A 26,315-nucleotide genomic window follows, 5' to 3' on the forward strand; every position below is an offset into this window, starting at 1 on the left:
CCAGATCGGTACCTTCAGGAACGGCACATGGTATCTGGACAATGGCAACGGTGCCTGGAATGCGGGGGGAGACATGGTCCTGACCTTCGGCCTCGCGGGCGACAAGCCGGTTACGGGAGACTGGAACAGTGATGGCAGGACAGACATTGGAGTCTTCCGTGCCGGCAAATGGTACCTGGATGCCAACGGTAACGGCGCATGGAATGCAGACGTCGATCTGACCTACGCCTTCGGGCTCGCGACTGATAGTCCCGTGACCGGCGACTGGGACGGCAGTGGAACCACGAGGATCGGCACCTTCCGGGCCGGCAACTGGTATATTGATGCCAATGGTAACGGCATATGGGATGCAGGGATAGATAAAACGTTCAGCTTCGGCCAGACAGGCGATAAGCCGGTTACGGGAGACTGGAACGGCGACGGAAAGACGGAGATAGGCGTGTTCCGCAGCGGTACATGGTATCTCGACCTGAACGGTAATGGCGTGCTCGACCCCTGTGGCATCGATGCCTGCTACACCTTCGGTCTTGCTACTGACCTGCCGGTCACGGGCAGATGGTGATGCTGTTTACGTGACTAGTGATGCTCAAGCAGGGGAAGAGGGCGGAATGCTCCTCTTCCCTTTAAATTTTTTCCCGTGGGCGAGATATTGTAAGTAGTGTATTATGGATTATTCATAATGCACTGCCTTACTTTCACCTTCACGCTATCTCAAACGTAAGTGTTTGTTATTGCAAGGGTATGAAATCAGGTATCCTTCTTGCTGACATCTTTGGCATACTATGTCATTCATGTATAATGTCGCTAGTTCTCCTGCAGCAGAAGCATATGATTACACTGCAGGAAATAATGGACAAGGGGATTTTTTTGGGTAACAATTATATGAAGGTATGTACAATTTTATGGAAATAAGAGGGGCGTGAAACCATGGGACTTATTAGTGCTGTTGTGATAGCGATTTCTTTCATGCTGGTTCTGAGCCCTCTCCGGGCTGCAGAGGAAGCGGTGACTTCAGTCGCTGCCGCCAGCGCATCGCTAGAGGAGAAATGGGGTATTAGAGTATTAGGGCTGCGGCAGTCGGCGAACGGCTACATGCTCGACTTCCGCTACCGGGTGCTCGATCCCGAAAAGGCCGCCCCGCTCTTCGACCGGAAGACCAAGCCGCATCTGATCGACCAGGCTACCGGCGCTCAATTCATCGTCCCCGAGCCCCCGAAGGTCGGCGCCCTCCGCAACACCAGAAAGCCGGTGGCGAACAAAAACTATTTCGTGATGTTCGCCAATCCCGGGAATTACATAAAAAAGGGAAGTAAGGTGACCGTGGTCATCGGCGACTTCAAGGCCGAAAACCTCATCGTCGAATGAGCCGGAGGAGAGCAGGCATGCAGCGCAACTGCTTTAAGATCTTCTTTCACGTGACCATAGCTCTTATTGTACTCCTTACCGCAGAGGCCGGGGCCGGTACGATAGATCCCGGGCTCAGGAAGAAGCTCGCTGCCCTGGGACCCGATGACGAAGTCCCGGTGATCGTGAATTTTTCCGGCAGGCCTGCCCTCGATACAGCACTCGAGCCCGGGAAGCGTGACAAGAGGGCCCGCAGGACCGCTGTTATCGCTGCGCTCAAAGAGAGGTCTGCCGCCTCGGAGAAGCCTTTCAGGGAGTTCCTCAAAGGCAAGGCTGCAAAGAAGCTCCGCTCCCTCTGGATCAAGAATGCTGCGGCGGTCACCGCACCGCGCAAGGTGATCGAGAAGATGGCAGGCCTCCCCGGCATAGAGAGCATCACCGCCGACCTGACCGTTTACGCCCCGACGCCGGTGTTGAGCGAGAACGTGATGCCGGAATGGAACATCGAGCGCGTCAAGGCACCGCTGCTCTGGAACCGCGGCATCGTAGGGCAAGGGGCCGTAGTCGCCACTATGGATACCGGCGTGGACCTGCAGCACCCCGACCTCACGGGGCGCTGGCGCGGCGGCACGAACAGCTGGTTCGACCCCTACGGACAGCATGCCATCCCTTATGATTACCATGGCCACGGCACTGCTACGATGGGCGTCATGGTAGGCGGAAGCGCCGGTGAAACAGCGATCGGAATAGCGCCGGGCGCGCAGTGGATCGCGGTAAAGATATGGGATGATAACGACACCGGTACGCTGAGCGCGATTCACCAGGGCTTCCAATGGCTCCTCGACCCGGATGGAAATCCCTCCACCGATGATGCCCCGGATGTGGTAAACAATTCCTGGAGTCTCTGCGATGAGAGCAATAACTGTGTCCTGGGCTGTATCACCGAGTTTCAGCCCGATATACAGACGCTCAGGGCTGCGGGGATTGCCGTCGTGTTTTCGGCAGGCAATTCCGGGCCTAACACATCGACAAGCGAGAGCCCCGCAAACAATCCCGGCTCCTTTGCGGTGGGAGCCAGCGACTACGGGGACAACGTTGCACTCTTCAGCAGCCGGGGCCCGTCATCGTGCGACGGCGGCATTTTCCCGCATGTAGTCGCCCCCGGCTCGGACATATGGACAGCAGACCTCTCTTTCGGCGGATTGCCTTCCTATGCGGCATGGGAAGGCACGTCATTTTCGGCTCCTCACGTGGCCGGAGCGGTCGCTATGCTCAGGAGCGCATTCCCGAAGTCAACGGTCGCAGAGCTCGAGGATGCCATCAAAAGATCGGCCCGGGACCTCGGGCCCGCAGGACCCGACAATGATGCAGGCTACGGCCTTCTCGACATTGAGGGAGCCTACAAGCTCCTCAACCGCGGAAAGATCGGCGTCTTCAGGAACGGCAAGTGGTATCTCGACAACGGCAGCGGTACGTGGAATGTTGGGATTGATACGGTTTATTCGTTCGGCCTCTCTACTGATATTCCCATAACCGGCGACTGGGACGGCAGTGGATCGACGAAGATCGGCACGTTCAGAAGCGGCAAGTGGTATCTCGACAATGGCAACGGCAGATGGGATGCAGGCATCGATAGTGTAGCGACCTTCGGGATGGCAGGGGATATTCCGATTACCGGAAACTGGAATGCTGATGCTGCGGGCAAGACGAAGATCGGGGTATTTCGTGCCGGCAAATGGTACCTGGACATGAACGATAACGATGTATGGGATACGGGGACAGACGCGGTTTATTCGTTCGGCCTCTCTACTGATATTCCCATAACCGGCGACTGGGACGGCAGTGGATCGACGAAGATCGGCACGTTCAGAAGCGGCAAGTGGTATCTCGACAATGGCAACGGCAGATGGGATGCAGGCATCGATAGTGTAGCGACCTTCGGGATGGCAGGGGATATTCCGATTACCGGCGATTGGAACGGAGATGGGAGAACAGAAATCGGCGTCCTGAGGGGTGGTACGTGGTATCTCGACTTAAATGGTAACGGCAAATGGGACGCCGGTATCGATGGCGTCTATAGTTTCGGTATGACAGGAGATATACCGGTTGCAGGCAGGTGGTAATATCGTTTGGTCCACAGTAATGGCTACTAGGTGTATCCACATATTGTATCGTTGCAGTCCCCTCTTTTTTATGCTTTAAAGGCATCGGATAATCAGGTATCATAAAGGAAGGTTTGTTATGGCATAATTTGAAAGGCTGGATTTATCCAGGAGGAAACTGGTGAAAATTCTCGTGACCGGCGGCGCCGGGTATATAGGCAGTCATGTGGTGAAAGCGCTGGGTGAACATTCCCATGATGTCGTCACCTACGACAATCTTTCGACAGGGAACAAGTGGGCGGTGCTGCACGGCGACCTCGTAGTGGCGGATCTCGCCGATAAAGAGATGCTGAGGACCGCGATCAGAAACTTCAAGCCCGATGCCATCATGCATTTTGCCGCCTCCATCGTCGTCCCCGAGAGCGTGCGGGAGCCGCTCAAATACTACCGCAACAATTCGGCCAATACACTCAACCTTCTCGAAGTCGCGGGCGAATCCGGGGTCGGGAAGTTCATCTTTTCATCGACCGCCGCGGTCTACGGCATACCGGAAACCATTCCCGTTGCCGAAGAGGCCCCGTTGCGGCCGATCAACCCCTACGGCACCTCGAAGGTGATGACCGAATTCATGCTGAAAGATATCTCCTTTGCCCGGAATGACTTCACCTATGTCTCTCTCCGCTACTTCAACGTGGCAGGCGCCGATGGCAAGGGAAGGATAGGGCAGGCGTACAAAGAGGCGACACACCTCATCACCCGAGCGCTCAAGACCGCCAAGGGAGAGTTCGAGAAACTTCTGATCTTCGGGACCGATTACGATACCCCGGACGGCACCTGCGTCCGCGACTATATCCATGTGGACGACCTCGCCGATGCCCATGTGAAGGCGCTCGACTATCTCGCCAGCGGAGGCAGGAGCACGATCCTCAACTGCGGCTATGGCCACGGCTATACCGTTCGGGAGGTCGTTGCGGCTGCGAAGAGAGTCACGGGCGTGGATTTCACCGTAGAGGAGACGGGCAGGAGGGAGGGCGATCCTCCTGCACTCGTGGCTGACAGCACGAAAATCAAAGCGGCGCTCGGGTGGAGCCCGCAGTTCGACAATCTGGAGTATATCATTAGAACAGCATGGGAGTGGGAGAGGAGACTATAAACGCAGAGTCGTCTTCTTAGAGCTTTGATGAAAGGAACGGCTATGGGAAGCAATAACAGTAGAAAGAATGTACGGGCAGCCAGGGCTAAAGTCGCCCTTATTACCGGTATCACCGGACAGGATGGCGCCTATCTTGCGGAGCTCCTTCTCGGCAAAGGATATGAAGTCCATGGCATTAAGAGGAGGGCCTCGCTCTTCAACACCAACCGGATAGATCATCTTTATCATGATCCCCACGAGAAGGGGCTGAGCTTCACCCTCCACTACGGCGATCTTACGGATGCTACCAATCTGATCCGTGTTATCCAGGAAGTCCAGCCTGACGAGATATACAACCTGGCCGCACAATCTCATGTGCAGGTTTCCTTTGAGACCCCTGAATACACGGCCAATGCCGATGCCCTCGGGACTTTGAGGCTGCTCGAAGCCATCAGGATACTGAAGCTGGAAGATAAAACGAGATTCTATCAGGCCTCCACGTCGGAACTCTACGGCAACGTGCACGAAATACCGCAGACCGAGAAGACGCCTTTTTATCCCCGCAGCCCCTATGCTGCAGCAAAACTCTATTCCTACTGGATTACGGTGAACTACCGCGAGGCATATACTATGTTCGCCTGCAACGGCATTCTCTTCAACCACGAGTCACCGATCAGGGGCGAGACCTTCGTGACCAGGAAGATAACGCGGGCGGTAGCACGGATGAAGCTCGGCCTCCAGGAAAAACTCTATCTCGGCAATCTGAACGCCCGGAGAGACTGGGGATATGCCGCTGATTATGTCGAAGCCATGTGGCTCATGCTCCAGCAGGACAAGCCCGGCGATTATGTCATCGCTACAGGGAAGGCCCATTCGGTCAGAGAGTTCGTAGAGCATGCTTTCGCCGCAGCGGGCATCATGATAGCATGGAAGGGAAAGGGCAGTGGAGAGAAAGGCGTCGATTCTGCGACAGGCAAAGTCCTCGTTGAAGTCGATCCGCGCTACTTCAGGCCCACCGAAGTCGAGTTCCTGCTCGGCGACCCCAAAAAGGCGAAGAGAAAGCTGGGATGGAAACCCAAGGTGACGTTTGAGAAGCTGGTTGCCATGATGGTCGCGGCAGACCTCGAAGAGGCGAAGCGCGACATGCTCTGCAAGAGAGAGGGCTTCAAGGCGTTCAATTATCATGAATAGGGATGCCCGCATATATGTGGCCGGTCACCGCGGGCTTGTGGGCTCGGCTCTGGTGAGGCGGCTTGAGAGGGCTGGTTGTAGCAATATCGTCACCCGCACCAGCGGCGAGCTCGATCTCAGGAGGCAGGCCGATGTGGAGGCCTTTTTTCAGGAGGTCATGCCCGAATATGTCTTTCTCGCTGCCGCAAAAGTAGGAGGGATTGTCGCCAACAGCACCTATCCTGCCGACTTCATCTACAGCAATCTCGTAATACAGACCAATGTCATCCACGCCTGCTACAAGTACGGGGCGAAAAAGCTTCTATTCCTCGGCAGCTCCTGCATCTATCCCAAACTCGCCCCGCAGCCGATGAAAGAGGAATATTTGCTGACCGGCGAGCTCGAGCCGACCAATGAGCCCTATGCAGTCGCAAAGATCGCGGGCATCAGGATGTGCCAGGCCTATAACCGGCAGTACGGGACCGACTTCATCTCTGTCATGCCGACCAATCTCTACGGTCCGGGCGATAATTTCGACCTCAAGACCTCACATGTGCTCCCCGCCCTGCTGCGCAAATTCCATGAGGCGAAAATACTCATGGAGAAAGGAAAGGCCGTTCCCGTTGTCCTCTGGGGGACGGGCTCGCCTTTCAGGGAGTTCCTCCATGTCGATGACCTTGCCGATGCCTGCTTGTTCCTGATGGAACGCTATACCGGCAACGATATTGTTAACATCGGAACAGGTAAAGATATTGCCATAAAGGACCTTGCGGAGATGGTGCGGGATATCGTAGGCTTCACGGGGGAGATCGTCTGGGATCATTCAAAGCCGGATGGCACGGGGAAGAAGCTTCTCGATGTGTCGAAACTGAGAGCTTTGGGCTGGGAGCCGAGGATTGGACTGAATGAGGGCATTCGTGATACCTACAACTGGTTCGCGAAGTTTGTGTGAAACGTCTGTTTTACCTCACTGGAATTTTTTATTCCATTGTACAGAGCATCTCAGGTGATTGAGCAGATGGGGAGCCCTGCTCCCTCCGGCGCTGCACCTTCATCTCCACTCCCTCCTTCAGATCAGGCAATAGGAGGCTTGACAGCCAGGGACATTGTCCTACATAATGTAGTACAGGAGGTGCATGATGCCGACGAGTACACGCTTCGACAAAGAGACCGAGACAGTCCTTAAGAAGGCAGCAGGGGTTCTGGGCATGACAAAGTCAGAGGTTGTCAGGAACTCGGTGAGGGAGTACTGCCTGAGAATTATCAAGGAAAAGAAAAAGACTCCGTGGGAGATTTATGAGCCGATACACACGGCCGGCGGCAGCGGGCATGGGAAAAGGGTTTTAAAGCAGAAGGAGATCCTGAAAACAAAGCTTGAGACAAAACGGAAAAAATGGTCATTATAGACACCGGTCCTATCGTGGCCCTTTTTGATGAATCAGAGCCTTTGCATGAAATCTGCAGGGCAACCCTCAAGAAGATAAAATCTCCGCTTATAACGTCATGGCCCGTTTTGACGGAAGCTTTTTATCTTCTCGGCGACTGGCACAAAGGGCAGCGGGAACTCTGGGATTTTGTTATCGCTGGAGGGCTTGACCTCTATGATATTCCCGCATCCGACTGCGGTCGTCTGAAAGAATTGATGGGAAAATATTTCGATAAGCCGATGGACTTGGCGGATGCAACCCTTGTTTTAATAGCAGAGGTTAAGAGAATAAGAACGATTTTCACTCTTGACAAGAGTGATTTTTCCATTTATCATCCGCGACATTGTAAACGACTAGAAATTATCCCCGGCTGAAGAAACAATAACCGGCGCTGCACCTTCATCTCCACTCCCTCCTTCCTCCTCCGCGTCATCCTCGAAAAGACCAGGCAAAGACAACAGAAACTGGAGCAGTGGAAGAGGTGGACCTCAAGGGAGTGTTGAAAGGCTCAGTGAGAGGATTTTTTAATTGAGATGGCGGTGATCCCCTGTGATATACTACACATAACATAGCATTGAAGGGGGCTAGTGATGCCGAAGATAAAGAAGCTTTCCGAGGCCGAGGTGCTTAACCTATTAAGAATCCTGCCTGAGAGCAAGAAGAAAGAAGCGCTGGACTTCCTTGAGTTATTAAGCCGTCGAACGAAAAAAGAACAAAAGCTCAGCACCCGCAAAGCCGCTTCAGCAGTAGAAAAGACATGGGGGAGCATAAGCCTGGATAAAAAGAGTCTTCAATATATCGCAGAAGATAAAGAGCTGGAGTATGAGGTTTAGCGATCTCAAAAAAGACGACGATATTTTCATCGATGCGAATATTTTCATCTACAATTTCGGCGCACAGTCGGGGGAGTGCAGGGAGTTGCTTCTGCGCTGTGCAAGAGGCGAGCTCACAGGATACACATTGACCTCTGTTTTGTCGGAAGTGCTCCATAGATCGATGGTCGCCGAGGCGATTGAAAAGGGCTATATAGAGAGTAAAAATCCCGTTAAGAGGTTGAGTGAGAGTCCTGAAATTGTAAAGAAGCTCTCAACCTATGCGAGCAATGTCGAAAAGATCAGTGAGATGAATATAACGATTATTCCTTTAACGAATAAGCTCCTAAAGAAAAGCTCAAGGGTAAGATTGACCGAAGGCCTTTTAACCAATGACTCTCTCATGATAGCTGCGATGAGGGATTTAAAGTTGACAAATCTGGCGACGAATGATAGTGACTTTGATCGGTTAAAATGACTTCGTGTTTATAAGCCTGCCGATCTGTAGATATCACCCCATTGTCTCCGGGAGCCCCGTTGCCTCCGGCGCCGTACCTTCATCTCCACTCCCTCCTTCCTTTTCCGCGTCATATGTCGAAAATGGCAGAGGCTGGTCCTTTAACGAGGCGCTGCACTGCATGCAATTATTCAAAATGACCGGCTCAGAATAGACCGGAATGAGCATGCCTTAGTGTTTTTATCGGGAAAAGGTCTTGATTATTAATATTATTTAATCTGGCATCAACCTTGCTTGAGCGGTAGTGAAGCAGTGGAAGATTCTCCCTCAAAGAAAGGCAAGGTGAGACAGCATGCAGGCCCTCGGTTTCTTGTCCCCCGACATCGCACCGGCAGGATATGCAGCGAAGCTGCAGATGCTCATGGCAGCGCTCACCGCGCTGACGTCTTTCTCGGTCATCCTCTTCCTCCTTCCCGTGCTTTCGCGCGCTGCGGTCCGCATAGGGCTGCTCGACTATCCCCAGGAGAGAAAGGTGCACCTCATCCCCAAGCCGCTGATAGGGGGGATCGGCATGGCGGCAGCCTTTTTCGTCTGCTCCCTTTTGTTCGTACCCCGCGCTTCGTTCAGCGGGCTCTATGCAGGGATAGTGATATTGCTCATCGTCGGTTTTTTCGACGACTACCGCGAGTTCACCCATCGGTGGAAGTTCCTGGCGCAGATCTTCGCCGCCATTCTCATGATGCATCTCAGCAAGACCTTTCTCTTCTCGTTGGGCGACCTCTTGTCGCTGGGCGTCATAAAGCTCGGCATAATGGCTATCCCGGTCACGATTTTCTGTACGGTCGGGGTGATCAATGCCATCAACATGTCCGACGGCCTCGACGGCCTCGCGGGCGGCATAGCGCTCGTGGCGTTCGTCTCTTTCGGAGCCGCTGCATTCATCGATAACCGCCCGGACCTCCTCTTCCTGAGCCTTGCGCTGGTCGGCGCTCTCATCGGCTTTCTGCGCTACAACTGGCATCCTGCAACGCTCTTCATGGGCGACGCGGGGAGCCTCGTCCTCGGGTTCGCGCTCGCCTTTTTCTCGATCGACCTGACACAGCATGAGGGGACCCGCATTTCGCCGATGTTCCCGGTGCTGATCCTGGCAGTGCCCATCGTCGATACCATTGCGGTGATGCTCAAGAGGGTTCTCGAGAACAAGAGCCCTTTCCACGCCGACAAGAACCATCTTCACCATCTCCTGATGAGAATGGGCTATTCCCACGCATCGACGGTAAAGATCATCCTCCTGATATCGTCGCTCCTCTCGCTCTTCGCGCTCTACGCGACCGTGATGCGGGCGCCGGACCATTACCTGTTCCTCATTTTTGCGCTCTATTTCTTCGTTCACCTCATCGGCTCATTCTCTGCGGATATCGCGGTGAAGAGAGGTGCGGCGCCGCTCGGGGAGACGGGGCAAAAGCACCTGCGGTACTATACGAGCATAGTCGTTGACTATAAAAAGAAAACTCTGTTAATCTTTCATACGCTCAAGGGAGGAATCGCCATGAAACGTCTGACATTGATGGTCCTCGCAGTGCTTGCAGTAGTCTTCCTGTTTCAGAGTCCTGTCTTGTCCGCAACCAACGGCGCAGCAAACAGTCTTGCAGCGTCGATGAAGAGTGAGCTCAGCGCCGGCAAGGGGCCGCGCGACGTTGTCAAGGATGCTCTCCTCGCCGGCAACGTTGCGCCCGCGGTCTTCGAGGCTGCCTGCGAAATCGGGATCTCGGTCGAGGATGCGATCTTCGGCGCCATCGCCGCAGGAGTGTCGCCCGACGTCATTGCCCGGAGCGCCACCGGCGTATGCGCCGACGCGGCGACCGTGGCGGAGATCATGGGAAGGGACGATGTAGTCCTCGCCTATGGCGGACCGGGCCGCGGCTTCGGGCCCCCGTCTTTTGTAACTCCTCCCGGGTCCAGGGGCGGTGGACGGCCCTTCAGCACTCCCCCTCCGGTAAGCCCGTCGATACCGTAGACTCATGAACATAACTGCAAGGGAGACATACTTCATGGTGAAAAAGCTCGGAATCCTGGTTGTGCTCGCTGCGCTTGTCCTTGCATCAGCTCCTTCGTTTGCAGAAGAGGTCACCCCGCCCATAGGCCGGGAGAGGACTACCGGCGGGATCGCCGGCGATATCTTCGAACGGCGGGGCGGCTATGTGCACCCGTTCCTTTCGGTGACCGAATACTATACGGACAACGTCTTCAATACGAAGGACAACAAGGAGGACGACTTCGTGACGGTCCTCTCTCCCGGCATCTGGTTTGCCGTTCCCCGGGTGAAGGAGAGGGTCATGGAAATCTCGACCGCGAGCGTGGCCCCCGGCGGCGCATCGGCGACGAGGTTCCTCGAGCGTGCGCCGGGCCGCTACCAGGCGTACGCGCTCTACCGCGCCGATATAGAAATCTTTGCCCGGAACTCCTCGGAAAATACGGACAACCATCTCGCCGAGGGCGTGTTCCAGTATAATTTCCGGGGAGGGCTCTCTGTCGATGTGATGAACCAGTTCGCCAAGACGCATGACGTGCGCGGCCGGGCTACGGGCGACGACATCACCCTTGACGAGTATAACGCCAACTACTTCAGCACGATCCTGACCTACAAGATCAGCGACCGGCTGACGCTCCGTGCCGATTACGCGAACTATCTCCTCGATTACACGACCGACAACGACAATTTCAGGGACCGCAAGGACAATTCGGCCTCGGGCTATATCTTCTACCGGATAGGGCCGCGGACGTCGGTCTTCGGGCAGTACGAGTTCATCGATGTCGATTACGACGAGAGCACGCTCCCGAGCAGCAAACAGCACCACGTCTTTGTCGGCGCCCGCCGCGAGGTGACCGACAAGTCGAGGATCATGCTCAAGGCCGGGTACGGCACCAAGGATTTCGAGAACTCGACAGTCGGGAATAAAGACAACGTCCTCCTCGAGGCGCAGGTGCAGCATTCGTTCACCACCAAGACCTCGGTGAGCGTCATCGCAGCGCGGAGATTCAGCGAGTCCGACCTCCGCACAACGCAGTATGTCCTGACCAACAGCGTCGGTGTCCACTACCGCCAGCGGGTCACGAGCAAGATCACCGGATCGCTGCTGCTCACCTTCGCCGATGAACAGTACAAGGGAGATCCGGTCACCGCGGGCGGCGAGACGAAACAGAGGAAAGACAAGTATTACGGAGTCGGACCGGGCGTCCAGTACCGATTCAAGGAGTGGCTCAGCGCCGAGGCGCGGTATACGTTCAGCAAGAGAGATTCGAACCTGTCGTTCTTTGATTACACGAACAACACGGTGGCGCTCACCGTCACCGGTTCGTTCTGATGTGCGGGACCGCTCTTTCGGAAGCGCTTTTCTGTCCTGTATGCCGTTCACGAGGAGAGTGCGCCCGCCCCATGAAGCGGGCGCACTCTCCGTGCCGCCCGCCGCTCAGACAATAAACGCAGACTCTCAGAGAGGGGTTGTTTCGTAATGAGAAGATTTGTTGTCCTCGTGGGTATTCTCCTCGCCCTCAGCGCTCCTGCGCGTGCAGAGCAGGATTATATCGTAGGCGAGGGAGATGTACTGAAGATAATGGTCTACGATCATGCCGACCTCACCACGGTTGCACGGGTGAGCGGGCAGGGATCGATTCTCTTTCCCCTGATCGGCGAGGTCAGGATACAGGGCCTCACCATCGCAAAGGTATCGGAGAAGCTCGCCTCACTGCTCGCCGACGGCTATGTCATTTCTCCGCAGGTGACCATCTTCATCGATGAGTTCAGGAGCCAGAAGGTGACGGTGATCGGGCAGGTCAACAAGCCGGGGCTCTACGAGCTGAAGGGCTATACCACCTTCCTCGAAGTGCTGTCGAAGGCGGGCGACCTCTCGAAGGACGCCGGCGACAAGGCGACGGTGAAGAGGAAGACCGACGGACCTGATAAAAGGGAACAGGTCATTGCCATAGACCTGAGGCGCCTTATCGATAAAGGCGACACGGCCCAGGATATCCCGATCATCGACGGGGACAGCATCTTCGTGAGCAAGGCGGGCATGTTCTATGTGAACGGCGAGGTCAAGAAGCCCGATGCCTATAAATTCGAAGAGGGGACGACGGTCATCAAGGCGATCACCTATGCGGGCGGCTTCAGCGACAAGGCGTCGACGACCAGGGTGAAGATCATCAGGAAGGTCGACGGAAGGGAGCGGGTGCTCGAGAAGGTGAAGATGGACGAGCCGGTCATGCCGGACGATGTCATCGTGGTGCCCGAAAGCTTTTTCTGACAAGGGAGAGTCCCCTGGGCAACAATAGACTCTAGTCCCGACAGGAGCATATGATGGAAGAGAAGGAAATACATTTACGGGATTACCTGAAGGTCGTCACCAAACGGCGCCATACCGTGGCCACCTTTTTCGTTATCGTCTTCATTCTCGTGGTCGTCGGGACCCTCTCGTCCCGCTCGCTCTACATGGCCTCGACGAAGATCCTCATCGACCGGAACGACAGCCGCTCCCTCACCACTGCGGCATATACCCCCTACGACCCCGAGTTCCACGAGACCCAGTACCAGCTCATCAAGAGCACTGCGGTGGCGCGGAAAGTGGTCGATCTGCTCGGGCTCGACAAGACCTACGATCCCGACAAGATCAAGGGCTACTCGCTTATCGGCGGCGCGCTGCGGTGGTTCGGCGGCCTCTTCTCGTTCGGCGGCGGTTCCTCCGCTGAAAAAGAGGACCCCGCGATGACCAAGGCCGACATGATGGCCAAGATGATCAGCGAGAACATCGAGGTGAAGCCGGTCAAGAACAGCAAGATCGTCGAGATCCGCTACTACGCGCCGAACCCCGAGCTCGCCCGGGCCATAGCGAATTCGGTGACGAGGGCGTACATCGAGCAGCTGCTCGAGCTGAACATGAGCTCCACCCGCTACGCGATCCAGTGGATGACCAAGAAGGCCGAAGAGGAGCGGGAGAAGCTCGACAAGTCCGAGAAGGGTCTCCAGGAGTACGTGAAGGACCGCAATATCGTGACGATGGAGAACAAGATCGCCATCGTCCCCCAGAAGCTGGCGGAGCTGAACAGCCAGCTCGTCCAGGCCGAGACCAAGAAGAAACAGCTCGAGATCCTGTATGCCAAGGTGAAGGACCTGGGCGGCAACCTCGATGAAGCGGAGACGGTCTCGGTCGTCGCCTCCGACCCCTCGCTCCAGGCGATCAGGCAGCAGATACTCAAGGCAGAGCAGACCATCATGGAGCTCTCCCAGAAGTACGGGAAGAAGCACCCCGCCATGACGCGCGCCCTCGAGGACCTCAATGTGCTGAAGGCGAAGCGCGAGCAGGAGATCAGGAGGATCATCGATTCGATCAGGAACGAATACGACATGGCGAAGTCGAATGTGGCGACGCTGAACCGCTTCCTCGGCGAGACGAAGTCCGAGGCGCTGAACGTGAACGAGAAGTTCATGGAGTACGGCTCGCTGAACCGCGAGGTGGAGGCGAACCGGCAGCTCTACGAGGCCCTGATGAAGCGGATCAAGGAGCAGAGCATCACCGAGCAGGGCTCGACCGTCAATGTCCTCGTGGTCGAGAGGGCCGAGCTGCCGAAGTCTCCTGCGAAGCCGCGCAAGGCGCTCAACGTCTTTCTGGGGCTCATCGTCGGGCTCTTCGGCGGCATAGGCATGGCCTTCTTCGTCGAATATCTCGACAACACGGTCAAGACCCCCGAGGAGGTCGAAGCGCGGCTCGGCGTGCCGGTCTACGGCATGGTGTCGCTCCTGAAGGAGGGCGCCCTGGAGGGCATCGTCATGAGGGAGCCCACCTCGCCGGTCACCGAGAACTACAAGGCGATGCGAACGGCGCTCCTGCTCTCTTCCGCCGACAGACCGCAGCGGAAGATACTCGTGACGAGCATGGGCCCCGAGGAGGGCAAGACCACGACATCGGTAAACCTCGCCATGGCCATCGCCCAATCCGAGTACAAGGTGCTGGTCATCGATGCAGACCTCAGGAAGCCGCGCATTCACAAGGTCTTCGGGCTGAATAACGGCAAGGGCCTCTCCACGTACCTCGCGGGCGCGTCGGACATGAAGGTGATGCAGAAGGGGCCGCTGCCGAACCTCGACGTGATACCGTCCGGCCCCATCCCCCCCAATCCCTCGGAGCTGCTCAGCTCGAACAGGATGAACGAGATGATCGCAGCGTTAGGAAAGGACTACGACTTCGTCATCTGCGACTCGCCGCCGCTCCTCTCGGTGGCCGACAGCCTGATGCTCAGCAAGGCGCTCGACGGCACGATCATCGTCACCCGCGCAGGCGCGACCACCTACGATATGATAAAGCGGGGCCTGAAGTCGCTCGCCGACCTCAAGGCGCATGTCCTCGGCATCGTCATCAACGGCATGGACGTGAAAAAAGGAGACAAATACCACTACTACAATTACTACTACTCTTCCGCGCCCGAAGAGGCGAAGCGATAGGCGTTCGGGACGCATGATCGATCTCCACTGCCATATACTGCCGGGAATCGACGACGGCCCCGCGGAGATCGGCCAATCGATAGCGATGGCGCGGATCGCCGCTGCAGACGGCATCACCGCCATCGTGGCGACGCCGCATGTGACGGAAGAGGTCTATCCCGCGGAGATCATCACGCAGAAGGTGCAGGAGCTCAACCGGGAGCTGTCGCGGCTGGGGATCCCGGTCGCTGTTCTCCAGGGCGCCGATGTCAATGCCCTGCTCGACCCCGACCTGCTCCGCGGCTACACGATCAACGGGAGCGACTACCTGCTCCTCGAGTTCCCCTATACCCACCTTCCGATCAACACGAGGGATATCCTCTTCGCCATGAGCATCAAGGGGTATATCCCGGTCATCACCCATCCCGAGCGGAACCCCTCGGTCATCAACAACCCCGAGACCCTGCTGCAGCTCGTCGAGAGCACTGTACTCGTCCAGATCACCGCCGGCAGCCTGGCAGGGGAGTTCGGGCAGGATATCCGGGACTGCGCGGTCCATCTCCTGAAGCGGGGGGCGGTGAGCTTCATCGCTACCGATGCGCACTCGACCGAGTGGCGGCCGCCGGTCCTGTCGAAAGGGCTGCGTGTCGCCGAGGAGATCGTAGGGAAGGAGAGGGCGATGAGGCTCGTCACTGCACATCCCGAAGCGGTGCTGGCCGGAAAGCTGCTGCATGCCGCGTAAGAGTTACGCGGCGTTCGTCGCAGCGCTCGTCTTTTCGCCCCTCGCCTTCGGCAGCGTCGAGCCGTGGTCGTTCGCCGTAATGAACGGCCTCTGTTTTCTCGGCCTGCTGCTCTCTCTTCTCGAGAGCAGGGAAACGGTGTTCTATAGAGTCCCGGGGATGCTCCCGCTGCTGCTCCTCCTCGGATTCTTCCTGCTGCAGCTCGCACCCCTGCCTGCCGGGTTGGTGAGGCTCGTATCCCCGGAGACCTGGGCCGTCTATGCCGGGACCATCGGCATAATCGAGCCCCTGTCATGGGTCTCGCTTTCGCTCGACAAGCGTGCTACACTCATGGAGCTCCTGAGGCTGAGCGGGTATGCGGCCTTCTACGTCCTCACGGTACAGCTGCTCACGAGAAAGGAGCTCCTGAGAAGGACCGTTACCGTGGTGCTCGTCCTCTCGTCGGCGCTGGCGCTCACCGGCATCCTCCAATACCTCTTCAACGCGAAGAAGATATTCTGGTTCAGGGAGCTGTCCTTCAGCAATCCCGCCTTTTTCGGCCCCTTCGTGAACAGGAACCACTACGCCGGCTTCATGGCAATGGTCTTTCCCCTCGCCCTGGCCTTCTTCCTTACGCTCAAGCCCAGGGTCTTTTATGAGTCGCTCCGCGACCGGATCGCCGGGCTGCTCAGCCGGAAGGAGACGAACCTCTACCTCCTGATCGGCCTCTTCATGGTCCTTATCGCCGCCTCGATCTTCCTCAGCATCTCCCGGGGAGGGATCGTCAGCCTCTCTCTCTCGATGGTGGTCTTCGGGCTGCTCTTTCTCGGACGGAGGAGGAACAAGAGCAGGGGGGCCGCTATCATAGCGGTCTTCGCGACCATCGTCCTGGCGGTCGGGTGGTTCGGCTGGGAGCCGATTATCCAGAGGTTCGAGAAGATAACCGATGCCGAGGGGGATATCGTCGACCTGAGGCCGACCGTCTGGAAGGACAGTCTCGAGATCGCAAAGGATTTTCCGGTCACCGGCGCCGGCCTCGGGAGCTTCCGCTCGGTCTACCCCCGGTACCAGACCGCCCGCGAGCTGCGCGTTATCGATCACGCGCATAACGACTACATGGAGCTGCTCGCCGAAGGCGGGCTCATCGCCATGGCGCTCATGGCCTGGTTCATAGCAGCGGTCGTGGCGAGGAGCTTCAGGATGTATACAGGGAGAAAAGACTCTTCTGCGATCAATCTCTATATCGGCAGTATCACCGGCATCCTCGCCCTGCTGCTGCATGGTTTCACCGATTTCAATTTCAGGATCGGCTCGAACGGCCTCTACTTCTTCTTCCTCTGCGGCCTGGCGGTCTCGGCAGCCCACACGCGCCTGCGCGACGGCCTCGGCAGCACCTATCTCGAGCCGCGGCAGCAGAGGCCCGGCGCTGCGCTGCCACGGCTCGCCAGAGGCGCCGCCGGCGCGGGGCTGCTGGTCAGCGTCATAATCAACACAGGCGTGCTCGCTGCCGGGTTCTCCTATTCGCTCTTCAAAAAGGAGCGGTTCGACGTTACGACCCCCCGGCAGGAGCTCCTCGCCGTGAAGGGGCTTGCGGAAAAGGCGGCGCTCTTCGATCCATTGAACGCACACTACCACGCCCTGCGCGCTCACTTCGAGAGCCTGCTCCTCGAGCACGAACAGGCGCTCGAGTCGAACAGGCAGGCCCTCGCGCTGCAGCCCTCCGATGGCGAGCAGCTGCAGCGCCTGGGGACCGCCTATGCCGCAATGGCGCAGCCCGGCACCGCAGAAAGGCTGCTTTCGAAGGGGACCGTCTACGGCCGTATGGACCCGCAGCGGTACATAACCTTCGCCTCCTGGCTTCTTTCGCAGGGAAGAAAGGAGGAGGGATTGAAGCAGCTCGCACAGGCGCTCTCGATCTCGCCCCATCGTACCCGTGATTTCATCACCTTCATGGTCCTGAACGGCCTCACCGACGACGACATACTGGGCATTCTGCCCGAGCGTGTCGAATCCCATCTCGCTGCCGCAGCCTATCTGGCCGGCATCGGCAGTGATGAAAAGGCTGACGCCCGTTACCGGCAGGCGCTCCAGCTCGTCTCTCGTGAAAAGACCGTCAAACAGGCATTTTTCTACGAAGTCTTCAGATACTACACGAAGAAAGAGCGTTACGAAGAGGCCCTCTCCGTCATGCAGCAGGCGATTACCTGCTTCCCCGATGACTCACGGCTCCGCTCCACTGCCGGGGTCGCTTATGAAAGACTCGGGATGTATCACGGCGCGATGGAGGCGTATAGGAAGGCGCTCCTGCTCGACCAGGGGAACAGGGAGGCGCGGCAGAGGCTCGAATTCCTCACCCCCATACGGGGCGGGGGATGAAGAAGTCAGTCTTCGAGGTTCGCCTCGACATACTGGGAGAGCACTTCGTGGATCTTCACCGAGGGAGAGATGCCGAAGTAGTGGTCGATGACGACGTGCGCCACCTCGTGGGCCAGCACATGGAGCGTGGCATCCCGCACCGAGACATAGATAGTCTTCTCCCGGGGGGCATAAAAGGCGATGAACTCGGCGTTTTTGTAGTACTTGGTGCGGTAGACCTTTGCCACGTCCTCTTCCGAGGCAAGGAGCACGATCCTGAACTTCATGCCCCGGGGAAACATCTCGAGCACGTTCTGGACCCGGTCGATGACCACCTCCACCTTGTTGCGCACTTCGTCGCTCAGGGTCATGCTGCTTCTGCCTCTCATCATATAGGAGAGGCTTCTCAGCCGCAGCTCGTCATTGAATCTCTTGAGCAGCTCCTCCCGTTCATATACGACCGTGGCGTAACGGGTCTCGATCTCAGAGGCGAATGAGGGCGATACCGCCACAACCATGATCCAGCCTATGAGGAATCTCCTGCAGAGAGCTGACTGCATGGGCACTAGGAACGGCGCTCCCGGTCGTTGCGGATGATGGTATCGAGTTTTGTGCTGAGCTCCCGTATCTGGTTGAGGACCTCCAGCGTCTCGGTGAGCGCCTCCCTGCTCCTGCCGGGAAGGTCTGCAGAGAATTGGGCCAGGTAGCTCTCGATGCTGCCGGCGATGCAGGCCATTTCATTGTTGATCATCGTGCTGCTCATAAGCTCCTCGAGCCGCTCATTGAACTCTCTTATCTTATCGACCGCGTGGAGGGTCTCCTGGAGCGTATCCGTATCCGCTTTCACGCGGAGCGGGGGGTCAGGCGAAGCAGGGGTCTCTTTCGTGCGATAGCTGTAGAGTACCGTCCTGAGGCGTGCATTGAGCTCCTTTACCCTGGTGAGCGCATCGCCGGCTCTCCCGCTCCCGGAAGGGAGCTTCGCCAGGGTCTCCTCGATATGTCTGTCGGCACTTTCGACAAGGCGTCTCATCTCGTTGATCTTCGAGGAAAGGGTCAGGGTAAAGAGGTTCATCAGCGCGGCGAGCTCCTTCCCCGAGTCGTGCTTTCTCAGGCGGATGTCGAAGCTCACGTCGCCCCGGATCATCTCGTCGACGGACCGCTCGAAGCGGTAGATCGGTCCTGCAAACCGGTGGGTCAGGAAGATCGAGAGGACCGAGACGATGATCCCGCTGGCGAGAATGAATATCCAGTGCGCCTTCAGTATCTCGGTAATGAGCATCGCGGGGGTCTTCCCGAGCCGGATATCGTAATTTTCGTACACGATAGTAAGCGAATCCGACGCCAGCAGGCTGAAGATCACGGTAAAGGCGATGCTCCCGAGCGTGACCATCAGGAAAAAGTAGAAGGTATACTTTCCCTGGAGCTCCTTGTTGATGAAGTAATGCCGCCGTTTGAGATTCCCCTTTTGCCGCATGCTCACCCCCTCGCTGTCTCTTTGCCTGAAACCGGTATGGTTATCGATGCCTTGTCGCGCAGGCCCTCGATCCAGTCGTTGATCATCCTCTCCCTCTTCCATTCCGTAAGTATCCGGCGTATCCCGGCATCCGCAATATCGGTGGTGGGCTGTTTCATCACCTCAATGCGGTCGAGCCTGACCGCATAGTAACGGTCTCCTATCCGCAGGGGACCGCTCTGTTCTCCCTCTTTGAGGAGGAAGAGGGGATACTTCACCGCATCGGCGAGGTCGTCGAAATACGCTATCCGGCGCTCCTCTCCCTGATAGTTTCCTTTCAGCGCCTTCTCCCTGCTCTCGGCATTGAGAACGGTAAAGTGCAGCCTGCTGCTCAGAAAGGTCCGGTAGCTGTTCACTTCATCGTCGCTCACCGTGATGCTCATCGTGGCGAACTTCCTGTCGAGCAGCACCTTGGTCAATGACTGCTCGTAAAAGTTCTTGATCGATTTTCTGAACGGCTCCTCCTTGTCGATCCCTGCTTTCCGCGCCTCCTGGATCAGGAGCTCCCTGGTGATCAGCTCATCGATGAATTCGCTCTTCTCCCGGGGGTAGGGCAGCTTGGAGGCATAAAGGGCATCGAGCTCCTCTTCGGAGATACGTCGATCGTTGATAATGAGCACCGCCTTCTTCTGAGAGGAAGTGTTGGCAGCCAGATAAGAGAAGACGCCGCCTGATACCAGGACAATGGCAGCGGCGATGTAATAAATATATTTCATGCAACCTCCTTGGAGACGCGATACCTCGGCCGGGAACAGACCCCCTGATTTCTACGTTATTTTAGTGGCTGCCCGCACGCAAGTCAATCATGTTCAGAATATCTCTGTTTCAGAACTGCATTGACTTCCCGTCTGTGCCATTCTCCCTCCACGCTCTTGCCGCCTTTGCTCTTCAGATTTTGCCTGAAATGGCCAAAAGTGTAAACTTTTCCGACAAGACTGTCGGATTTCTTAACAATCGATCCGCTGCCTGATTATCGTAGCTCCATTAAATCAATGAGTTAATAGCGGCATGCATATTGCTTTTTATAGGGTATAACGATTAATGAGGTGATGTCATGATAAAGAAAAGAGTCTGTCTGATGTTCGTTTTAGTCATGCTGTCGGCTGCCGGCGCAGCCTTCGCAACTCCGCTCTCCTACCTCGAAGTTTCTCAGATGACCTACAGCGAATACGTCACGAGCGGATCGATAGGGCTCCCCCCCTCTCCCGGCGACCCGACGCTCATCTACTCGTCGAACACGAAGACGTCGGTCGGCACGCACGACGGCCATAACGAGGCCCAGTACTCGATGGTCAGGAGATACCAGTCCGAAACAGGGAGTGTCAGCTACAACGACTACCCGAGCATGAGCGGCGGCCTCCCCGTCGGCATCTCTATCGGCGCCGGCCACTCCGCCGCCTTCGGGAGCGGGTATGCCAGCGCAGCTGACCGCGTGCTGCGCGGAAGCACGAACGTCATCTCGAACGGGGCCGGTTTTTCTGAGTCGTGGTCGCAAAGCGAAATAAGGAACAGGTTCACCGTCCTGCCGGGCAACTCGGGCTTGAATGAGGGTGACACCGCCCGGATACGGCTCGATGTCCGCCTCGACGGCTCGATGCGCGCCACCGGCAGGAGCTGGCCCGGCAGCGGCAACGCCTTCCCGCACATGATGGCAGGCCTCAGTATCAAGGACCCCCTGGTGCGGATCGATACCGGGGAGGGGTGGTACACCCCCCGCAGCGTCTCGTTCGGCGCCGACGCCGATATAGAGGCAGGGCGGGTCTACAAACCCTACTGGGGATATTCCTTTTCGAGCTACGCGGAGTACTCGTGGGGCGCCTCCACCAATACGGGCATCGATCTTTCCGGCAGCGACACCAGCTATGTACAGAGCTACGATGAGGATACGAGCGTGAGCCATCACCTGGGCTTCGACACCGGGCTGCTCCGGCTCGAGTTCGACGCCATCGTCGGGCATACGCTCGACTTCTATGCGTACCTCGACGTCTTCAGCTTTGCCGACGGGCTCGGCACCGCGCTCTCCGACTTCTCTACCACTTTCGGCCCTGCACTCATCGATCCGAACGACACCGGCACCCTTATCGTTTGGGAGCTCGACGGGCAGCCGACCAACCCGGCCGTTCCCGAACCCTCGTCGTTCCTGCTGCTGGGAGCGGGCATCGCCGGCCTGGCGCTTCTGAGAAAGCGGCGTAAGAGCTGAATCGCAGATCGTCCACGGCAGTATGAGGGAGACTGCCGATGCGGTCTCCCTCGCTGCCGAATCTTCTTTTCCGGCCTCCGTGGTTATACTCTCCCCGTTTCCTGTTCTTTATCGCGGTCACCATGGGCGTTTGTGCGTGCGGGATATGCTATAATGGTGCGTTTATGGTATCAGCATGCGCTTCAGCGCAGCGGTGAAATACCCTTGTGACGCGTGAGGGAGGCATGATGAAACGTTTTATTTTTGGAGTGCTCGCAGCCTCTGTCTTTTTCTCTTTCAACGATGCCATGGCCTATGAGCTGACGCCGCGGCTGTCCCTTTCCCTGGCGGAAGAGTACAACGATAATATCCGGCTGACCAGGGAGAACAGGGAGAGCGATTTCATCACCCGGATCTCGCCGGGGCTCGATCTCTCACTTCGCCTTCCGAAAGGGGAGGCAGGGCTCGGCTACGCCGCGACCTTCAACCGGTACAGCAAAAACGAGGGTGAGGACAGCACCTCCCACCGCTTCAGCGGAAGAGGATCCTTCGTGCTCTCCGAGCGGCTCACTCTTTCAGTCAGTGATGTTTTTGTGAAATCCAGGGAGACGATAGATACGATAGGGGTCGTCGGCTACCATTGGAGTCCATGGTTTACCGTGATCGGTCCTCAAGGTGTTCCTGTCGGGAGCGTGCGCTTTGAAGAGCCCACTCTGGGGCTTATAAGAGAGAAGCGCGAGCTGACCGTCAATATGATCAACAGTACGCTGTCCTACCAGATCAATCCCCAGATGGCAGCGACACTGGGGCTCGGCTACACCTCGAGCGATTATGAGCAGGACGACGCCAGCGATCTGAGGTCGCCTTCAGCGGCTCTCTCTCTCTCCTACCGCATAGGAGAGCGGACTACCGCCTCCGCGAATGCGAAGTATACGGTATTTGATTACAAGGGAAGGAGCGATGCCGATTCCCAGGACTATACCCTCGGCCTGTCCTACAAGGTGAGCCCGACCCTGGATGCCAATGCGAGCGGCGGTATCTCTCTTACGGAGATCGACGATACCGGCAGGAGGAGCACGGGCTTTACCGGCGGCGTCAGCCTGACGAAGCGGTACGAGAGGGGTGCTGCTACCGTCGGGTTCAGACAGGCGGTAATTTCGGGGGTCAGTGACGGGGAGCCGCTCAGAAGCCAGGCGTACACGTTCCGGGTCACGAGAGAGCTGGCTGAGCGGTGGAAGGGGGGAGTATTCCTTTCCTTCACCAAGTACAAATCCCTCGAGACAGCCTCCCGCAAGACCGACGAGCTGCGCGCCGGGGGAGACCTGTCATACCGTATCCTGCCGTGGGCGGATGCGGCGCTCTCATACTCCTATGCCCGGCTCGATGACAAGATAAATGACAGCGGTGATTATTACAATCATATCGTCCTCTTCACCGTGAGGGTTTCCTACGAGAGGAAGATGCAGTTCTAAAGGCTGCAGCCCCTTGCAGAGGGAAGAAAACGGTGCTATGTAGTATGAGACGGCTGCGCCACGGCAGCCGGAGAGTATGGCCTTCGATGCCTCGAAAAGGCAGGGGAGAAATGGAAGACGGTGCGAATAACATCGATCATGAGCGCTGCTGGTATGCGCTCCGTGTACGCTCCCGGCATGAATTCGTCACCTGCGAGGAGCTTTGCAAGAAGGGAATACCCGCCTATCTCCCTTCTCTGAAGAGGTGGCGGCAGTGGAAGGACCGCAAGCGGCTCGTCGAGTTCCCCCTCTTCCCCGGCTATCTGTTCGTCCGGTGTGCGGCCCATTCCGGGGACTATACCGGCGCCCTCAAGACCAGGGGGGCGGTCTCTTTTGTCTGCAGTCAACGACAGCCGGCCTCGATCTCTCCGGAGGAGATGAACTCCCTGAAGCTCATGGTCGAGAGCGAGCAGGAGCTGAATGTCTTTCCGCATCTTACCGAGGGAACCCGGGTGAGGATCGTGAAGGGTCCGCTGAAGGGAGCCGAGGGGGTGCTCGAGAAGAAGGGGCCTCATTTCACCTTTCTCGTCAACATCGTTCTCCTCAGCAAGAGCGTCGGTGTCACGATCTGCGCAGACGAGGTCGAGGCGATCTAAGCTCCGGGCTTCAGACTCCCCATTTGTACTCGAGGTACTTTCTGACCTGACGATACCCCTCTTCAAAAAGGTACTGCTTTTCGTCCGTCGTGATATCGAACTTGGTGAGCTGGATATCGTTGCAGACGATGATGATCGTGCTGTTCCAGCGCTCGGCGCTGACGCGCTCGTTGTCAACGGCGTTCATCATCATGGTGAAGATTTTCTGGAAGTACCGGGCAAAGGTGAGCGGTTCGGCAGCAGGGGCGCCGGCGTTTCGCGACAGGGCGCGCAGGACGAGGAATCTCCCGTCGTCGGCGAACATATCCTCTATCCTGTTGATCATGAAGTTCCCGTCGATGAAGACATGACGCCGCCCGTTATGCTCGAAGGGACGGTAGGCGAAAAACCAGGGAATACCGATAGAGAAGCGAATTGCCCGGGAGATCTTCAAGTCGGGGAAATTATAGCGCGAGAAGATGAAGGGAGTATTGTTCAGAATATCCGTAGCGGCAATGAAGAGGGGAACGCGGGTGATATCGCCGAAGCGGGCCCCCTCGAGCGCCTCGTCGAACCACTGCTCGAGGCGGTCACCGCGGTAGAGCCCCTTTCCCCTGATGATGCCCGCCAGGCTCCTGTCGAGGAGTCTCGTGATATCGACCTCGAGGGCGATCTTCTTCATCTCCAGGGGGGTCTTGCCTGCTGCATACAGCGAGCTGATAATACTTCCCGCAGAGGCGCCGATGATCTTGCCTATCCTGATCCCCTTTTCCTCCAGTGCGACGAGGCCGCCGATGTACGCGGGGAACCTCACGCCGCTCCCGAGGAGCATGAGTGTCACCGGCTCGCCTGACGCTCCTTTTGCCTTTAAAGGGAGAGCGGCCATTTCTTGAGCTCCCGCTTCAGGACCTTGCCCGTCGCCGAGCGCGGCAGCTCCTCTACCGCGATGATTCTCCTCGGCACCTTGTAGGGAGCGATGCGTTTCATGAGATGGCTCCTGAGCTCCTTCTCGTTCAGCGCCTTGTCCTTCTGCACGGTAACGAACATCACCGGCAGCTCCCTCTCTCCCTCTCCGGTGATGCCCACCATGGCGCAGTCGCTGACCGCTGCATGGGTGAGCGCCGCCTCCTCCACTTCACTCGGGTATACGTTGAGCCCGTCTACGATGATCATATCCTTCTTGCGGTCCACAATCTTGATATACCCTTCCTTGTCGATGACTGCAATATCCCCCGTGCAGAGCCATTCGCCGCGGATCGCCATGGCCGTATCGTCAGCCCGTTTGAAATATCCTTTCATTACATTGGGGCCTTTTACGAGGAGCTCCCCGGGAGTGTCGATGGACACCTCAACGCCCTCGTCATCGACGACCTTTACCGCGACCCCCGGAAGGGGAAGGCCGACCGTACCCGGTTTCCTGGGTGCAATCCGGTTGACGCAGACGACCGGCGACGCCTCGGTGAGCCCGTACCCTTCGAGGAGCGGCAGCCGGAAGGCGCGCTCGAACGCCTCGAGCGTGCAGAGGGGAAGCGGCGCAGCGCCGGAGATGCAGAACCGGAGACTGAGAAGATACCTGAAGAAAAAGGGGAGTCTCTTCCTCGAGAGCAAGGTATAGACGATGGGGACCGCCACGAATACGGTGACTCTGTCCAGGACGAGCCGCTTGATCACGTTCGAAAAGGGCTTTACCGAGGGGAGCAGCGTTATCGATGCCCCCAGCAGGATCGGGATTACGACGCAGACGGTAAAGGTGAAGGAGTGGGAGAGCGGCAGAAAGACGATGAGGCGGTCCCTCTCGGAAACAGCCAGCGCCGAAGTCCCGGCAACGGCGTTGCTGACGATGTTCCGGTGGGTGAGCATGGCTCCCTTGGGGTGCCCTGTAGTTCCCGAGGTGTAGAGAAGGGTGGCGATCTCGTCCGAATCGTTCTCTATTCCGGCCAGGACAGTGCGCTGCGCGGGCTCCCGAATTTCGTCGAAAGGGGTGAATTCGATGCTGCAGGTCTTCCCGATCTCTTCCACAACGTCGCTCTTTTCCCTTCCGTAGAAGCAGAGCACTGCGTCGGCATCCGAGAGGATGTACGCTATCTCAGCCGGGGCGAGGAGAATGTTCAGCGGCACCGCGACTCCTCCCGCTCTCAGAATGCCGATATAGGAGGCTATGAAATCGGGACAGTTGCGGGCGAGGATGGCGACCTTTGCCTGCCTCGGGAAATTCCTTCTGGAGAGGAATGCTGCGAAATCCGAGGCCCTTCGGTCGATGTCGCGGAAAGAATAACGGGAACCCTCGAACCTGATAAAGGTCCGATCCGGTGTGAGCTCCGCCCGACGCCTCATTACCCTGTCCAGAGGGAGAATGTCGCTGAGCATGAGGTATGATAAGGAATTTGCAGTGTAAAATCAAGATGGTTTCCCATCATTGTCAAGCCAAAATAGAAATGTCCTATTTTTACCAAAATAGAAATGTCCGGTTTTATGCAGCTGCTTTCTGAGGCCGTTTCCTCAACTTCTGGCGCTCAAACATTCTCTTGTTACTATCCCTCCAGG

The 26,315-nt window shown here is 57.2% G+C and carries 24 protein-coding genes; 19 read left to right on the top strand and 5 right to left on the bottom strand.

Annotated elements, in window-relative coordinates; genetic code table 11:
• The 16 genes from AB1805_16100 to AB1805_16175 form a co-directional block, all read left to right on the top strand.
• Positions 1 to 562 (top strand): hypothetical protein (locus tag AB1805_16100; GenBank protein ID MEW5746952.1); only part of this gene is annotated, 562 nt, incomplete at its 5' end.
• 365 nt (positions 563 to 927) lie between these two features.
• Complete coding sequence (locus AB1805_16105) at positions 928 to 1,365, top strand: hypothetical protein (GenBank protein MEW5746953.1); 438 nt, start codon at positions 928 to 930, stop codon at positions 1,363 to 1,365.
• Between the two features lie 17 nt (positions 1,366 to 1,382).
• Positions 1,383 to 3,467, top strand: coding sequence for a S8 family serine peptidase (locus tag AB1805_16110; protein MEW5746954.1), 2,085 nt, complete (start codon positions 1,383 to 1,385; stop codon positions 3,465 to 3,467).
• A 160-nt stretch (positions 3,468 to 3,627) separates the two neighbouring features.
• Positions 3,628 to 4,599, top strand: coding sequence for a UDP-glucose 4-epimerase GalE (gene galE, locus AB1805_16115; protein ID MEW5746955.1), 972 nt, complete (start codon positions 3,628 to 3,630; stop codon positions 4,597 to 4,599).
• 42 nt (positions 4,600 to 4,641) lie between these two features.
• On the top strand, positions 4,642 to 5,769 hold the full coding sequence (gmd, locus tag AB1805_16120; protein ID MEW5746956.1) for a GDP-mannose 4,6-dehydratase: 1,128 nt from the start codon (positions 4,642 to 4,644) through the stop codon (positions 5,767 to 5,769).
• A complete protein-coding gene (locus AB1805_16125; GenBank protein MEW5746957.1) occupies positions 5,762 to 6,700 on the top strand; it encodes a GDP-L-fucose synthase in 939 nt (312 codons plus the stop codon). Before gmd ends, AB1805_16125 begins: the two co-directional genes overlap by 8 nt.
• Before the next feature lie 184 nt (positions 6,701 to 6,884).
• Complete coding sequence (locus tag AB1805_16130; protein ID MEW5746958.1) at positions 6,885 to 7,154, top strand: hypothetical protein; 270 nt, start codon at positions 6,885 to 6,887, stop codon at positions 7,152 to 7,154.
• On the top strand, positions 7,142 to 7,549 hold the full coding sequence (locus AB1805_16135; protein ID MEW5746959.1) for a PIN domain-containing protein: 408 nt from the start codon (positions 7,142 to 7,144) through the stop codon (positions 7,547 to 7,549). Before AB1805_16130 ends, AB1805_16135 begins: the two co-directional genes overlap by 13 nt.
• A 216-nt stretch (positions 7,550 to 7,765) precedes the next feature.
• A complete protein-coding gene (locus tag AB1805_16140; GenBank protein ID MEW5746960.1) occupies positions 7,766 to 8,008 on the top strand; it encodes a hypothetical protein in 243 nt (80 codons plus the stop codon).
• Positions 7,998 to 8,465: a type II toxin-antitoxin system VapC family toxin gene (locus tag AB1805_16145; GenBank protein MEW5746961.1), complete on the top strand. Its 468-nt coding sequence runs from the start codon at positions 7,998 to 8,000 to the stop codon at positions 8,463 to 8,465. Before AB1805_16140 ends, AB1805_16145 begins: the two co-directional genes overlap by 11 nt.
• A gap of 331 nt (positions 8,466 to 8,796) precedes the next feature.
• Positions 8,797 to 10,461: an MraY family glycosyltransferase gene (locus AB1805_16150; GenBank protein ID MEW5746962.1), complete on the top strand. Its 1,665-nt coding sequence runs from the start codon at positions 8,797 to 8,799 to the stop codon at positions 10,459 to 10,461.
• Positions 10,462 to 10,495: 34 nt separating this feature from the next.
• A complete protein-coding gene (locus AB1805_16155; protein ID MEW5746963.1) occupies positions 10,496 to 11,809 on the top strand; it encodes an outer membrane beta-barrel protein in 1,314 nt (437 codons plus the stop codon).
• A 147-nt stretch (positions 11,810 to 11,956) separates the two neighbouring features.
• Positions 11,957 to 12,748 carry an SLBB domain-containing protein gene (locus AB1805_16160; GenBank protein MEW5746964.1) on the top strand — a complete coding sequence of 264 codons (792 nt, stop codon included), beginning with the start codon at positions 11,957 to 11,959 and terminating at the stop codon, positions 12,746 to 12,748.
• A gap of 50 nt (positions 12,749 to 12,798) precedes the next feature.
• Entirely contained in the window at positions 12,799 to 14,940 is a 2,142-nt protein-coding gene (locus tag AB1805_16165; GenBank protein ID MEW5746965.1) for a polysaccharide biosynthesis tyrosine autokinase, read from the top strand.
• Between the two features lie 13 nt (positions 14,941 to 14,953).
• The gene (locus AB1805_16170) at positions 14,954 to 15,661 is read left to right on the top strand and encodes a CpsB/CapC family capsule biosynthesis tyrosine phosphatase (GenBank protein MEW5746966.1); all 708 of its coding nucleotides are present in this window, start codon (positions 14,954 to 14,956) and stop codon (positions 15,659 to 15,661) included.
• On the top strand, positions 15,651 to 18,014 hold the full coding sequence (locus tag AB1805_16175; GenBank protein MEW5746967.1) for an O-antigen ligase family protein: 2,364 nt from the start codon (positions 15,651 to 15,653) through the stop codon (positions 18,012 to 18,014). The genes AB1805_16170 and AB1805_16175 overlap by 11 nt, the downstream gene beginning before the upstream one ends.
• A 5-nt stretch (positions 18,015 to 18,019) precedes the next feature.
• On the opposite strand, the gene AB1805_16180 is transcribed toward AB1805_16175, so the two are convergent.
• The 3 genes from AB1805_16180 to AB1805_16190 are packed head-to-tail and all read right to left on the bottom strand — an operon-like array spanning position 18,020 to position 20,222.
• On the bottom strand, positions 18,020 to 18,511 hold the full coding sequence (locus tag AB1805_16180; GenBank protein MEW5746968.1) for a hypothetical protein: 492 nt from the start codon (positions 18,509 to 18,511) through the stop codon (positions 18,020 to 18,022).
• 47 nt (positions 18,512 to 18,558) lie between these two features.
• On the bottom strand, positions 18,559 to 19,467 hold the full coding sequence (locus AB1805_16185; protein MEW5746969.1) for a hypothetical protein: 909 nt from the start codon (positions 19,465 to 19,467) through the stop codon (positions 18,559 to 18,561).
• Positions 19,468 to 19,469: 2 nt separating this feature from the next.
• Complete coding sequence (locus AB1805_16190) at positions 19,470 to 20,222, bottom strand: hypothetical protein (GenBank protein ID MEW5746970.1); 753 nt, start codon at positions 20,220 to 20,222, stop codon at positions 19,470 to 19,472.
• A 338-nt stretch (positions 20,223 to 20,560) separates the two neighbouring features.
• Between AB1805_16190 and AB1805_16195 the strand changes: the two genes are divergently transcribed.
• The 3 genes from AB1805_16195 to AB1805_16205 all read left to right on the top strand — a co-directional run bounded on the left by AB1805_16195 (position 20,561) and on the right by AB1805_16205 (position 23,792).
• The gene (locus tag AB1805_16195) at positions 20,561 to 21,706 is read left to right on the top strand and encodes a PEP-CTERM sorting domain-containing protein (protein MEW5746971.1); all 1,146 of its coding nucleotides are present in this window, start codon (positions 20,561 to 20,563) and stop codon (positions 21,704 to 21,706) included.
• Positions 21,707 to 21,930: 224 nt separating this feature from the next.
• Positions 21,931 to 23,157 carry a hypothetical protein gene (locus tag AB1805_16200; protein MEW5746972.1) on the top strand — a complete coding sequence of 409 codons (1,227 nt, stop codon included), beginning with the start codon at positions 21,931 to 21,933 and terminating at the stop codon, positions 23,155 to 23,157.
• 110 nt (positions 23,158 to 23,267) lie between these two features.
• Positions 23,268 to 23,792: a UpxY family transcription antiterminator gene (locus tag AB1805_16205; GenBank protein MEW5746973.1), complete on the top strand. Its 525-nt coding sequence runs from the start codon at positions 23,268 to 23,270 to the stop codon at positions 23,790 to 23,792.
• Between the two features lie 10 nt (positions 23,793 to 23,802).
• Here the strand turns inward: AB1805_16205 and AB1805_16210 are convergent, their stop codons facing one another.
• Both AB1805_16210 and AB1805_16215 read right to left on the bottom strand, forming a co-directional pair.
• Positions 23,803 to 24,657, bottom strand: a complete 855-nt coding sequence (locus tag AB1805_16210; GenBank protein MEW5746974.1) for a patatin-like phospholipase family protein — start codon at positions 24,655 to 24,657, stop codon at positions 23,803 to 23,805.
• Positions 24,639 to 26,105 (bottom strand): AMP-binding protein, encoded by a 1,467-nt coding sequence (locus AB1805_16215; protein MEW5746975.1) that lies wholly within the window; start codon positions 26,103 to 26,105, stop codon positions 24,639 to 24,641. Before AB1805_16215 ends, AB1805_16210 begins: the two co-directional genes overlap by 19 nt.
• Positions 26,106 to 26,315: the final 210 nt, after the last annotated feature.

It is taken from the genome of Nitrospirota bacterium, assembly GCA_040752355.1.
GTDB lineage: Bacteria > Nitrospirota > Thermodesulfovibrionia > Thermodesulfovibrionales > Dissulfurispiraceae > JBFMCP01.